The sequence below is a fragment of the Serratia proteamaculans genome (genome assembly GCF_949794035.1).
Lineage (GTDB): Bacteria > Pseudomonadota > Gammaproteobacteria > Enterobacterales > Enterobacteriaceae > Serratia > Serratia proteamaculans.
Genome location: NZ_OX461105.1, coordinates 4,335,891 through 4,349,259, shown reverse-complemented (window position 1 = coordinate 4,349,259; position 13,369 = coordinate 4,335,891). Strand labels below are relative to the sequence as shown.

At 58.2% G+C, this 13,369-nt stretch carries 10 protein-coding genes; 6 read left to right on the top strand and 4 right to left on the bottom strand.

The window, feature by feature from the left end:
• Positions 1-262: 262 nt before the first annotated feature.
• The gene (locus QOT07_RS20220; protein ID WP_099063793.1) at positions 263-1,417 is read left to right on the top strand and encodes an MFS transporter; all 1,155 of its coding nucleotides are present in this window, start codon (positions 263-265) and stop codon (positions 1,415-1,417) included.
• Here the strand turns inward: QOT07_RS20220 and QOT07_RS20215 are convergent.
• Entirely contained in the window at positions 1,407-2,330 is a 924-nt protein-coding gene (locus tag QOT07_RS20215) for a LysR family transcriptional regulator (protein ID WP_261428287.1), read from the bottom strand. The genes QOT07_RS20220 and QOT07_RS20215 overlap by 11 nt on opposite strands.
• 132 nt (positions 2,331-2,462) lie before the next feature.
• On the opposite strand from QOT07_RS20215, the gene lysA reads away from it, so the two are divergent.
• A complete protein-coding gene (gene lysA, locus QOT07_RS20210) occupies positions 2,463-3,725 on the top strand; it encodes a diaminopimelate decarboxylase (protein ID WP_099063791.1) in 1,263 nt (420 codons plus the stop codon).
• Positions 3,726-3,758: 33 nt separating this feature from the next.
• Here the strand turns inward: lysA and QOT07_RS20205 are convergent, their stop codons facing one another.
• Both QOT07_RS20205 and QOT07_RS20200 read right to left on the bottom strand, forming a co-directional pair.
• The gene (locus QOT07_RS20205) at positions 3,759-4,061 is read right to left on the bottom strand and encodes a helix-turn-helix domain-containing protein (protein WP_085118626.1); all 303 of its coding nucleotides are present in this window, start codon (positions 4,059-4,061) and stop codon (positions 3,759-3,761) included.
• Between the two features lie 191 nt (positions 4,062-4,252).
• Complete coding sequence (locus tag QOT07_RS20200; RefSeq protein ID WP_261462000.1) at positions 4,253-5,263, bottom strand: LacI family DNA-binding transcriptional regulator; 1,011 nt, start codon at positions 5,261-5,263, stop codon at positions 4,253-4,255.
• Positions 5,264-5,413: 150 nt separating this feature from the next.
• Here QOT07_RS20200 and QOT07_RS20195 point away from each other — a divergent pair, with 150 nt between their 5' ends.
• On the top strand, positions 5,414-5,869 hold the full coding sequence (locus QOT07_RS20195; protein WP_283603809.1) for a GNAT family N-acetyltransferase: 456 nt from the start codon (positions 5,414-5,416) through the stop codon (positions 5,867-5,869).
• Here QOT07_RS20195 and galR read toward each other — a convergent pair.
• On the bottom strand, positions 5,866-6,885 hold the full coding sequence (galR, locus tag QOT07_RS20190; RefSeq protein WP_099063788.1) for an HTH-type transcriptional regulator GalR: 1,020 nt from the start codon (positions 6,883-6,885) through the stop codon (positions 5,866-5,868). The genes QOT07_RS20195 and galR overlap by 4 nt on opposite strands.
• A gap of 219 nt (positions 6,886-7,104) precedes the next feature.
• Between galR and QOT07_RS20185 the strand changes: the two genes are divergently transcribed.
• The 3 genes from QOT07_RS20185 to lplT all read left to right on the top strand — a co-directional run bounded on the left by QOT07_RS20185 (position 7,105) and on the right by lplT (position 13,359).
• Positions 7,105-9,363 carry a molybdopterin guanine dinucleotide-containing S/N-oxide reductase gene (locus tag QOT07_RS20185; protein ID WP_261428284.1) on the top strand — a complete coding sequence of 753 codons (2,259 nt, stop codon included), beginning with the start codon at positions 7,105-7,107 and terminating at the stop codon, positions 9,361-9,363.
• Positions 9,364-10,009: 646 nt separating this feature from the next.
• Positions 10,010-12,163, top strand: a complete 2,154-nt coding sequence (aas, locus tag QOT07_RS20180; RefSeq protein WP_283603808.1) for a bifunctional acyl-ACP--phospholipid O-acyltransferase/long-chain-fatty-acid--ACP ligase — start codon at positions 10,010-10,012, stop codon at positions 12,161-12,163.
• Entirely contained in the window at positions 12,163-13,359 is a 1,197-nt protein-coding gene (lplT, locus tag QOT07_RS20175; protein ID WP_283603807.1) for a lysophospholipid transporter LplT, read from the top strand. The genes aas and lplT overlap by 1 nt, the downstream gene beginning before the upstream one ends.
• Positions 13,360-13,369: the final 10 nt, after the last annotated feature.

Below are 13,369 nucleotides of genomic sequence, written 5' to 3'. Positions count from 1 at the left end.
GCGGTTAGTCGGCTCATGGGGGCTTTTTGTGCGCTACTCTGGCTTTCTCACTGGTTAACTCGTGGGACGAGGTGTAATTTCTGTAACGTGAAAAGAGTGAATAAGACTTAATAATTATAGGGTTAAATACATTTCCCCAGCTCTTGGAACACCCTCTCTGACCTTTTTCACGGGCAGCCTGTCAGGTTGCCCGATAATTTCGTGTGTTTTTACCGGCCTCGGGCGCCTGACGCCGGGGCTTTGTTAATTGGGAGCGTTACGCATGCCTGTTTCTCTGCTCGCACTGGCATTAAGTGCATTTGCTATCGGCACCACCGAGTTTGTGATTATGGGGTTGCTGCCTGAGGTCGCCAGAGACCTGCAGGTTTCTATTCCTTCTGCCGGCTGGTTGATCAGTGGCTATGCGCTTGGCGTGGCTATCGGCGCACCGATCATGGCGCTGTTGACGGCGAAACTACCGCGTAAAAAGACCCTGTTGCTGCTGATGGTGATTTTCATTTTCGGCAATATTATGTGCGCCCTGGGTTACAGCTACGACTTCCTGATGCTGGCGCGCATTATCACCGCTCTGTGTCACGGTGCGTTCTTTGGTATTGGCGCGGTGGTGGCGGCCAACCTGGTTCCGCCAAACCGCCGGGCCTCTGCCGTGGCGCTGATGTTTACCGGCCTGACGCTGGCTAACGTGCTCGGGGTGCCGCTCGGTACCGCGCTGGGGCAGGCACTGGGCTGGCGCTCGACGTTCTGGGCGGTGGCGGTGATCGGTGTGTTCTCCCTGTTGGCGTTGTATAGCAAGCTGCCCACGGTGAAGGACGAGGCACCGACCGACCTGAAAAAAGAACTGGCGGCGCTGCGTGGCGCTGGCATCTGGCTTTCGCTGCTGATGACCGTGGCCTTTGCCGCATCGATGTTCGCGCTGTTTACCTACATTGCGCCATTGCTGACCGAAGTGACCGGCGTTTCATCGCATGGGGTGAGCTGGACGCTGTTGCTGATGGGGGTAGGGCTGACGCTGGGGAATATCCTGGGCGGCCGTCTGGCAGACTGGCGTTTGCCGCTGACGCTGACCTGTACCTTCCTGGTGATCGCCTGTTTCGCCGCGCTGTTCAGTTGGACCAGCCATTCGATGGTCCCGGCAGAGATCACCCTGTTCCTGTGGGCCGCCGCCGCGTTTGCCGCCGTACCGGCACTGCAGATCAACGTGGTCACCTACGGTAAAAAAGCCCCCAACCTGGTCTCTACGCTGAACATTGCCGCGTTCAACGTCGGTAATGCCATAGGTGCCTGGGTCGGCGGCGTGGTGATTGCGCAGGGGCTGGGCTTGACCAGCGTACCGCTGGCCGCTGCGGGGATTGCGCTGCTGGGGTTGCTGCTCTGCATGGTGACCTTCAGCCGCGCCAAGCGCCCGGCTAGCGTGTAATTACCGCAGCCAGGCGGGCGGGGAGTGTCTCCGCCTGCTGTTGCAAATGCTGAGTAAAGGCCGTGACCAGCGCCGACGATGGGCGGTGCAGCGGCCGGATCAGACTGACGGTAAAGGGCACTTCAACGCTGAATGGCCGCACGTGCAGGCCATCACTGGCGTAATCGAGCGCCGTCAGCGGGTTAACGATCGACACACCCACCCCTGCTTTAACCATGGCGCAGACCGACGCGGCGCTGTGGGTTTCCATCACCAGACGGCGGTTAACGCCTTCCTCACTGAACAGCGAATCCAGCAGTTGACGATAGCTGTCGGTATTCGACAGGCTGATAAAGTTTTGCCCGGCAAAGTCCTGCGGCGTCAGTACCGTTTTTGCCAGCATGGGGTGCCCGGCCGGCAGCACGCAGACCTCGTTCAAGGTCATCAGCGTCATGCGCTCGGTTCCCGCCGGGGTCAGGGTATTTTCCGTCAGCCCCAAATCGTGACGCTGCGCCGACAGCCACTCCTCCAGCAGCGGTGATTCCTGCGGTATTACGCTGAAACTTACTTCGGGATAGCGATCGATAAAGGGTTTGCACACGGCGGGCAGCAGTGACTGCGAGAACACCGGCAGGCAGGCAATCGACAGCTGCGCCTGCTGGAATTGGCGGATACCGGCGGCAGCATTGACGATGCGATCCAGACCGTAATAGGATCGTTGCACCTCCTCTAACAGCCGCAGGCCTTGCACCGTCGGAGATAACCGGCCGCGCACCCGTTCGAACAATTGCAGTTGGATCAGTTTTTCGAAGCGCGCCAGTTCACGGCTGACGGTGGGTTGCGAGGTTTGCAGCAGCGCAGCGGCCTCGGTCAGATTGCCGGTGGTCATCACCGCATAGAAGATTTCAATCTGGCGCAGGGTTATCGCGTGCATCGGCAGTGTCCATAATGAGCAAAGCCATATCATAGATGAATAGACTCTGGCTAAATAGATATTTTCCACCCGAGAAAGAGTGCGGCAATATTGGGGTATTAGAGTCACTAAATTTTATTCAGGGATACCACCATGCCACGTGCTTTACACGATACGACGACTGCCCTTAATGCCGCTAACCTGTTGGCCTTGCCTCAGCGTTTTGGTTGCCCGGTATGGGCCTATGACGCCGCTATCATTAGCGAGCGTATCAGCCAACTGCGTCATTTTGATGTGATCCGTTTTGCCCAAAAGGCCTGTTCGAATATTCATATTCTGCGCCTGATGCGTGAGCAGGGCGTCAAGGTGGATTCGGTGTCGCTGGGGGAGATTGAACGTGCACTGCAGGCCGGTTTTCAGCCGGGTGGTGAGCCAAGCGAAATCGTATTTACCGCCGACGTATTGGATCATGCAACGCTGGCGCGCGTCAGTGAATTGAAAATCCCGGTCAACGTCGGTTCGATCGACATGCTGGAGCAACTGGGCCAGGTTTCTGCCGGGCACCCGGTGTGGCTACGCATTAACCCGGGCTTCGGCCACGGTCACAGCCAGAAAACCAATACCGGCGGTGAGAACAGCAAGCACGGCATTTGGTATGCCGATTTGCCGCAGGCAGTGGAAAAAATTCAGCAGTACGGCCTGAAATTGATCGGCGTGCATATGCATATCGGTTCGGGTGTGGATTACCAGCATCTGGAGCGCGTGTGTGACGCCATGGTGCAGCAGGTGATCGACCTGGGCCATGACATCAGCGCTATTTCCGCCGGTGGCGGCCTGTCGATCCCGTATCAGTACGGCGAAGAGGCGATTGATACCGAACACTATTTTGGCCTGTGGAACAGTGCGCGCGAGCGTATTGCCGCCCATCTGGGCCATCCGGTGAGTCTGGAAATTGAACCTGGGCGCTTCCTGATGGCGGAAGCCGGGGTGCTGGTGGCTGAGGTACGCGCGGTAAAAGACATGGGCAGCCGCCACTTCGTGCTGGTGGACGCCGGTTTTAACGATTTGATGCGTCCGGCGATGTACGGCAGTTACCACCATATTTCCCTGCTGCCGGCCGATGGCCGCGATACTGCCAACCAGCCGCTGCGCGATACCGTGATTGCCGGGCCGCTGTGTGAGTCCGGTGACGTCTTTACCCAGCAGGCCGGTGGCGGTATTGAAACCCGCGAACTGCCGCCGGTGCAGGTCGGCGATTATCTGGTGTTCCATGACACCGGCGCTTATGGCGCATCGATGTCTTCGAACTACAACAGCCGTCCGCTGCTGCCGGAAGTGCTGTTTGAGAACGGCGAACCTCGTTTGATCCGTCGCCGCCAGACCATTGAAGAGCTGATTGCGTTGGAACTGATCTGAGTGCTTCGGGCGCAGTTCAAAACTGCGCCCGTCTCACAATGTCATCCGTCGATGCTGACCGTTGGGCAGTTGGACCTCCAGCGAGAGTGTGCCGCCCATGGCTTCGATGTAGCGCTTCAGTGAAGAGAGTTTAATTTCGCTACCACGTTTTTCCAGATTGGCGACCGAAGGCTGGCTGATGCCCAGTCGTTTCGCCAGTTCCACTTGGGACACCGCCAGTTCTTCCCGCAGCATTGCCAGCCGCAATTCAAAAATTTCTTTGTCCGCTTTTTGCCTCGCTGCTTCAACCACTGCGGGATCAAGCTTTTCGATCAGGTTTGCTAAAGGCTTAGCCATATGCGTTACCTCTGGGTTGCCAAATAAAAATCAGTTGTCGAATCGTTCGACGACCACACTCCAAATATAGCTTTTATGCTATATAGCGTAAAGACTATTGTTGTGACAATATGCGGCTAAGTGGCAGGCAAGGGAAATCGTAGTGGGGGAAATGCGGCGTGGCGCGCAATCAGCGCCAGCGCCCGAAGGGATCAGTTGGCGTAGGGGCCGGGTATCACGGATTCGCGCAGCCGTAGTTCACCGGTGAAAGGAGGGAGTGGCTGTATATTCTCTCCTTTAATCAGGCGGAAAGCCTGGCTGATGGCGGCTTCGATCATCACGTCGATCGGCAGATAAACGGTGGACAGCGCAGGTTGCAAATAGGCGGCGCTGGGTTCGTCGTCAAAGCCAAACAGGGAGACATCCTGCGGCAGGCGTTTGCCTGCATCGTGCAGCGCCTTCATGGCGCCGACCGCCATGTCGTCGTTGCAGGCGAACAGTGCGCTAAAGCCGCTATCCCTGGCCAGTAAACTGCGGGCACCCTGATAGCCGCTTTGCACGCTGCTGTCGCCATAGGCTACACGGGCGTCGTCGAAGGCAATCTCATGATGTTCAAGCGCCTGCTGATAACCCGCCAACCGCGCCTGAGCGGTGGGCGTGGCGATCGGCCCGGTAATACAGGCGATCTCGCGGTGCCCTTGCCGGATCAGATAATCCACCGCGTGGAAGGCGGCCCTCTGCTGTTCGAAGAACACGCAGCGCTCGCGTGCCTGTGGCAGATCGCGGTTGATCACCATGATCGGCACCGGCAGGCTTCCCAGCAAGTTCATCAGCGCAGATTCGGACATAAATCGGGTATACAGAATGATGGCGTCACAACGGCGATCGGCCAGCAGTCGCACTGCCTGTAGCTCGTCTTCCGGCGTGTCGTGGCCATCGGTGACAATCAGATGCTTGCCGCTGGCTTCGATCAGCTTGGCGGCTTTACGCAGCAGACGGCCGAAGTAGGGGCCGTCGAAGTTGGAGACTACCAGTCCAATGCTGTTGGAGCTTTTATTCGCCAGCGATTGGGCGAGGAAATTCGGGCGGTAACCCAGGTCGTCCATCGCTTTGAACACCGCGTCGCGGGTGCTTTTTTTCACCTGGCCGGTGCCATTTAACACGCGTGAGACCGTGGCCTTAGAGACCCCAGCGCGAATGGAAACATCCAACATGGTGATCATCAATGGCTTACCCCTTTCAACATCCGCTGTGGCAAATAATGCTCAGTCTAGCATAGGGTTAGCCCTTGGCTGCGTGGCTTTTTGTCGCCGGGATTGCGTTGTCTGCAAACGCCCGTAGACTGATCTCGGGCAACGGAAAAAGGAGGGGAGATGATTAACATTGTGCTTCTGGTGGATTACCCACAGTATCGACAACAGGTGATCGACTGGCAGTGGCGGGCCTTTGGTAGCGAAAGCAGCCGGGCATTTTTCGCCAGCGTGGTGGACAGTGGGCTGCGTGGGGCGGATTTGCCCATCACTTTTATTGCTCTGCTGGGCGACAAACTGGTCGGCACCGTGGGCCTGTGGCGCTGCGATTTGATCAGCCGCCAGGATCTGACGCCCTGGCTGGCGGCGCTGTATGTCGATGAAAGCCAACGCGGTTGCGGGCTGGGTTTACGGCTGCAGCAGCATGTGCAGGACTACAGCCGGGGTGCCGGTTTCAGCGAACTGTATCTCTACAGTGACTTCAGCGGCTATTACGAACGTCACGGCTGGCATTACATCGGCGACGCGCTGGATTACCCCGACCGCCCGGTGCGGGTCTACCACCGGGAACTGGACTAGTTCTGTTCGTAAACGTTATTGATGCTGGCCACCGAATGGCGGCGTACCAGGGTCGGGCTGAACATATTGGTGATCTCCGGCAGTGGCTGGTTGTTGGCCAGCGCTAGCGCCAGTTCGGCTGCCTGAGTCGCCATCGCCACCACCGGATAACGAATGGTGGTCAGGCGCGGCCGCAGGTAGCGTGAAATCAGCACGTCATCAAAACCAATCAACGACATCTGGCCAGGAACATCGACACTGTTGTCGCTCAGCACCGACAGCGCACCGGCGGCCATTGAGTCGTTATAGCAGGTCACTGCAGTAAAGTTTTTGCCGCGCCCGAGCAGTTCGGTCATCGCTTGTTCACCGCCGATTTCGTCCGGCTCGCCGTAGGCAATCAGTTTTTCATCCACCGCAATGCCATGCTCCTGCAATGCATCGAGATAGCCCTGCAGGCGGTCTGCGGCGTCGGAAATCTGGTGGGTGGAGCAGACGATGGCAATGCGCTGGTGCCCCTGCTGGATCAGATGGCGGGTCGCCAGCCAGGCACCGTAACGGTCGTCCAGCGCCACGCAGCGTGATTCAAAGCCCGGCAGCGTGCGGTTAATCAGCACCATCCCCGGGATTTGCTGCATCCAGCCACTCAACTCACGGTCGGTCAGCTTTTTGGCATGAACCACCAACGCCGCACAACGGTGGCGCACCAGTTGTTCAATTGCCTGACGCTCTTTTTCCGCCTCATGGTAACCGTTGCCAATCAGCAAGAAGTTATGGGTGGCGTAGGCTACCTGTTCGACCGCTTTGACCATGGCGCCAAAAAAAGGATCGGACACGTCGGAGACGATCAGCCCGAGCGTTTCGGTGGATTGCTGGGCCAGTGCGCGAGCGTTAGCATTTGGGTGGTACTGCAGTTGTTCCATCGCGGCCTGCACCGCAGTGCGTGAGCCTTCGCTGGCCTTCGGGGAATTGTTTATTACGCGGGATACCGTGGCCACGGAAACACCCGCCAGCCTGGCAACATCCTTTATGGTAGCCATATCTGTCATACATCCTGGGTAATCGCTTACATTCCTCAGTCTTGCGGAAAAAGCCCGGGGCTGCAAGCACTGGCGATCGCAACTTGTGGCGGCTGTTGCAGATATGGGCGATTTATCGTGCGCTTAGACCTGTACCACCCAGTAATAGAGTCATTTGTGCTTTGGCGGCGCAGGTCGGCTAATGTTACTTTTGGGCAACTACTTTTGTTTGAGAACCGCATGTCGATTAAACGTTATCCGCAGCTCGCTCACTGGGGGGCGTATACCGCCGTGGTTGAAGACGGCAGGCTTATCCGTTGTGAGCCGTTCGCCGACGATCCGGATCCTTCCCCGATGCTTGCCTCCATCGCGCCTATGGCCTATTCCGACAAGCGCATCCGCAAACCTGCCGTGCGTCGCTCCTGGCTGCAAAAGCGTGAAGGTAGTGACCGTACGTTACGGGGGCGTGAAGATTTTGTCGAAGTGGACTGGGATTTGGCGCTCGATCTGGTGGCGGAAGAAAACCGTCGCGTGCGCGATCGCTACGGCCCCTCGGGCCTGTTTACCGGTTCCTATGGCTGGTCATCCGCCGGGCGTTTGCATCATGCCCGTTCGCTGGTGCGGCGTTTTTATTTCGGCGGCGGTGGCGGTGTTGACCAGTTGGGCAATTACAGCTGGGGTGCCGCGCAGTTTTTCCTGCCTTATGTGATTGGCACCTTCACTCCATTGACCGGGCGCGTCACCAGTTGGCCGAGCGTGGTCGAACACTGCGAACTGTTTGTGGCTTTCGGTGGCCTGGCGTTGAAAAATGCCCAGGTATCTTCCGGCGGTGCGGCGGAGCATTCACTCAAACCGTGGCTGCAAAAGCTGGTACAGAAAGGCACACCAGTCATCAACATCAGTCCGATGCGTGATGACTGCCCGGCATTCGTCAATGCCGAATGGATCCCGATCCGCCCGAATACCGATGTGGCGCTGATGCTGGCGTTGGCATATGAAATTCAGCGGCGGGGTGCGCAGGACGAGGCATTCCTCTATAGCCACTGTGCCGGTTACGACCAACTGGCGAGTTATCTGCGCGGCACCGATGACGGCGTGGCGAAAACGCCGGAGTGGGCCAGTGCGATCACCGGCATCCCCGCGGCACGCATCGGCTTGCTGGCGCAGCAACTGATCGGCGTGCGCAGCTTTATCACCTGTTCCTATTCCGTTCAGCGCGCTCACCGTGGCGAACAACCCTACTGGATGATGATTGCCCTGTCGGCGATGCTCGGTCAGGTTGGGCTGCCGGGCGGCGGCTTCTCGTTTGGGCACGGTTCAATGAACGGCGTCGGCAATCCGCGGGTGGATACCCCGGGGCCAATGATGCCGGTGGGGGCCAATCCTTGCGGGCTGGCGATCCCGGTGGCGCGCATCTGTGACATGTTGCTGCAACCTGGCGAACCCTACCAGTTCCGCGGCGAGACGCGGCACTATCCGGATATCCATCTGGTGCACTGGGCCGGTGGCAATCCGTTCCACCATCACCAACAGTTAAACCGACTGGTGGAGGGGTGGCAGAAGCCGGATACGGTGATTGTGCAGGATATCTGGTGGACACCGGCCGCCAAAATGGCGGATATCGTGCTGCCGGTCACAACCTCGCTGGAACGTAACGATATCGGCGGTTCATCGCGCGATCGCTACGTGTTGGCGATGCATCAGGCGATTGCGCCACAGCATCAGGCGCGAAATGACTTTGATATTTTTGCCGATCTGGCGGAGCGACTCGGTTACCGCGAGCAATTCACCGAAAACCGCGACGAACGCGCCTGGATCGAATCTATCTATCAGCAGTGCGGGCAGGCGCAGGCAGGCACCGGCGTGGAATGGCCGGAGTTTGAGGACTTCTGGCGCAAAGGCTATGTCGAACTGCCGGCACCGGCGAAAGAGTTCGTGTTCTTTGATGACTTCCGCGCTGATCCACAGGCCAATCCGCTGCAAACCCCAAGCGGCAAGATTGAGTTGTTCAGCGAGAAAATCGCCGGCTACGGTTATGCTGATTTTGCACCGCATCCGCAGTGGCAGCCGCCGGCCGAATGGCTGGGTGCGCCGCAGGCCAAAGATTGGCCGTTGCACCTGATTTCCATCCAGCCGAGCGACCGTCTGCACAGCCAGATGGATCCGGCACCGCTGGCGCAGGGTAATAAAACCGCCGGTCGCGAGACGTTGTATATGCATCCGCAAGATGCGGCAGAACGCAGTATTGTCGATGGCACTGAGGTGCTGGTCAGCAATGCGCGTGGCCGTTGTCTGGCCGGCGTTTCTCTTACCGACGGTGTCACCCGGGGCGTGGTACTGATGGCCACCGGTGCCTGGTTTGATCCGGGCTTCGGCGCCGAGCGCCTGGAGGTGGAGCAGTCCGGCAACCCGAACGTATTGACGCTGGATATCGGCACCTCGCCGTTAACCCAGGGCCCGAACGCCATGAGCTGCCTGGTCGAGGTGAGCGCCCGATAGGTAATTACACCCCTGGTTACACTTTGCGCCTTAATGTTGCGATTGCTTGCTGGCTGGCTTTTGCCGGCCCGGGGTAAATTGAACGTCCCAGAGGTATTGATTGGTGAGTTTCGGCAACTTGTTTGTTGAACCCATATTAATTTGCACCAACCTACGCAGATGCGTAGGTTTTTTTTGCCTGCTGCCTTGCCATCCCGCCTGCACAAAATCCGATTTTGTATTTTTCTGCTCCAGGACTGTTTAAGTTTCATTGAGTTATTTCCGAAAAATGCGGGAAATTTACAGCTGGTTGCATTTAGAGCAAAACTCTTGCGATTGGTCGGTAGTTTCTTAATCGTCATCTCTCTAGAGTAGGTGATCCCAGAGGTATTGATTGGTGAGAAATCAGCATACTCTGTATGTTGAAGCCATTTTCAATTGCACCAACCTACGCGGATGCGTAGGTTTTTTTTTGCCTGCCATATAGTATTCTTTTCCCAACAACCATTTATACCCTTCATCTTTCAAGGCGCTGGTGTGTTGGCTGCGCGTTCTTACCCCAATCACTTACTTCAGTAAGCTCTTGGGGATTCGTATGCTTGCCGCCTTCCCGCACCTTAAAATCTAGTGGGTATACACTCATTTTTTTTGCCAAGGGGAGAAGGGCATGATCTTTTCTATACTGCGGGTGCTGTTCCGCCTGCTGTACCGGGTACGTGTCGAGGGCGACGTTCGACATTTCGATCAGCAAAAGCTGCTGATTACCCCCAATCATATCTCCTTCCTCGACGGCGTTTTGCTGGCGGTGTTTTTGCCGATCAAACCGGTGTTTGCCGTGTATGCCAGCATTGGCGATCGCTGGTTTATGCGCTGGCTGCGGCCCTATATCGACTTTGTCTCGCTCGATCCGACCAAACCCATGGCTATCAAACAGCTGGTGCGCACGGTAGAGCAGGGGCGGCCGGTGGTGGTGTTTCCTGAAGGGCGTATCACCGTTACCGGTTCGCTGATGAAGGTTTATGACGGTGCCGCGTTTATCGCCGCCAAATCCGGAGCGACCCTGGTACCGATACGGCTGGATGGCGCCGAGTTCAGTCCCTTTGGGCGCATGGCCGGGGTGTTCAGGATCCGCTGGTTCCCGCAGATCAGCATCCGTATTTTACCGCCGACCTCGCTGCCGATGCCGGTAGCGCCGCGCGCCCGCGATCGCCGTGCGTTGGCTGGTGACCGGTTGCACCAGATCATGATGAAGGCACGGATGGATACCCGTGAGCCGCAGACCCTGTTCCAGGCCCTGCTGGCGGCGCAGCACCGTTATGGCGGTAAAAAGCCGTGCATCGAGGATATTAACTTCAAGGAGGACAGTTACCGGACGCTGACCAAGAAAGCGCTGGGTGTCAGCCGTATCCTGCAACGCTTTACCGCCGAGGGTGAACATGTCGGTATGTTATTACCGAATGCGACCATCACCGTCGCGGCGATTTTTGGCGCGTCGCTGCGTAATCGCATTCCGGCTATGCTCAATTACACTGCCGGGTCCAAAGGCCTGAAAAGCGCCATGACCGCCGCCAGCCTCAAAACCATCGTCACTTCGCGCCAGTTCCTGGAAAAGGGTAAGTTGACGCATTTGCCACAGCAGGTGCCGGAGGCCAATTGGGTGTACCTGGAGGATCTGAAAGATACGATTACCCTGGCGGACAAACTGTGGATCCTGCGTCACCTGTTCCAACCGGCGCGCGCCATGCTGCCGCAGCAACCGGACGATGCGGCGCTGATCCTGTTCACCTCCGGCTCGGAGGGCAATCCGAAGGGCGTCGTGCATTCTCACGCCAGCCTGCTGGCCAACGTTGAACAGATCCGCACCATCGCCGATTTCACCCCGCGTGACCGTTTTATGTCATCGTTGCCGCTGTTCCACTCGTTTGGTCTGACGGTCGGGCTGTTGACCCCGCTGATGACCGGCAGCCGCATTTTCCTTTACCCCAGCCCGCTGCATTACCGTGTGGTACCGGAGCTGGTTTATGACCGCAACTGCACCGTGCTGTTCGGCACCGCGACTTTCCTCAATAACTATGCCCGCTTTGCCCACCCGTATGATTTTGCTCGTTTGCGCTACGTGGTGGCCGGGGCGGAAAAGTTGGCGGACAGCACCAAACAGATTTATCAGGACAAATACGGCATCCGCATCCTGGAAGGCTATGGTGTGACCGAATGCGCGCCGGTGGTGTCGATCAACGTGCCGCTGGCGGCCAAGGTGGGCACCGTCGGCCGTATCATGCCGAATATGGAGGCGCGGTTGATGAAGGTGCCGGGTATCGATAACGGCGGGCGCTTGCAGCTGAAGGGGCCTAATATCATGAAAGGCTATCTGCGGGTGGAACGCCCGGGCGAGCTGGAGCCCCCGGCGGCAGAGGATGAGCACGGCAACCTGCAGCCGGGTTGGTACGATACCGGCGATATTGTCACATTGGACGAGCAGGGGTACTGCGTGATCCGCGGTCGGGTGAAGCGCTTTGCCAAACTGGCGGGTGAAATGGTCTCGCTGGAAAGCGTGGAGCTGCTGGCACAACGCGTAGCACCGGAGGGGCAGCACGCCGCCACGGCGAAAAGCGACAGCAGTAAAGGTGAGGCGTTGGTGTTGTTTACCACCGACGCCGGCATCACCCGCGAAGCCTTGTTGAAGGTGGCGCGGGAATTGGGCAGCCCTGAGCTGTCCGTGCCGCGTGATATCCGTATTTTGAAAACCTTACCGGTGCTCGGCAGCGGGAAACCGGACTTTGTGACCCTGCGTAACATGGCTGAACAGCCGGAGACTGTCTGATGAACCCGACGTTGAATACTGATTCACCCTTGCTCTCACGCAGCATGATTGCGGTGATTTGCGCCCAATTTCTGTCCGCATTCGGCGACAACGCGCTGCTGTTCGCCACGCTGGCGTTGATCAAGCAGCAGCTCTACCCCGACTGGAGCCAGCCGATTTTGCAGATGGCGTTTGTCGCCACCTATATCATCCTCGCGCCTTTTGTCGGCCAGGTTGCTGACAGCTTCGCCAAGGGGCGGGTGATGATGGTAGCCAACGGTCTGAAGCTGGCCGGTGCGCTGGTGATTTGCTTCGGCCTCAATCCGTTCCTCGGTTATACCCTGGTGGGCGTTGGCGCGGCGGCCTATTCACCCGCCAAGTACGGTATTTTGGGCGAGATCACCAGCGGCGAAAAACTGGTCAAGGCCAATGGCCTGATGGAGGCCTCCACCATTGCCGCGATCCTGATCGGATCGGTGGCCGGCGGCATACTGGCCGACTGGCATATCGTGGCGGCGCTGGCGGTGTGTGCGGTGGTCTATGCGGCGGCGGTGATTGCCAACCTGTACATTCCGCGCTTGCCGGCGGCATATCCTGCCGTTTCCTGGACGCCGCGTGCCATGACGCGGGCCTTCTTCAACGCCTGTGTGGTGTTGTGGCGCGACGGCCAGACACGCTTCTCATTGATTGGCACCAGCCTGTTCTGGGGCGCAGGGGTCACGCTGCGCTTCCTGTTGGTGTTGTGGGTGCCGGTGGCGCTCGGTATCGCCGATAACGCCACGCCGACGCTGCTCAATGCCATGGTGGCGGTCGGGATTGTGATTGGCGCCGGTGCGGCCGCGCGCTTCGTCACGCTGGAGACGGTGAAGCGCTGTATGCCTGCCGGGATCCTGATCGGTGTAGCGGTGGCAATATTCGCGCTGCAAACCACCCTGTTTAACGCTTATGCACTGCTGCTGATTATCGGTGTATTGGGCGGCTTCTTTGTGGTACCGCTGAACGCGCTATTGCAGGAGCGGGGCAAAAACTCGGTGGGGGCGGGGAACGCGATCGCGGTACAGAACCTGGGGGAGAACACCGCCATGTTGCTGATGCTCGGGTTGTATTCTCTGGCGGTCAAAATCAGCGTGCCGGTGGTCGGCGTGGGGATTGGTTTTGGCGTGGTGTTCGCACTGGCGATTAGCGCGCTGTGGTTGTCGCAGCGGCGGGCAAAATAACGGATGGGGC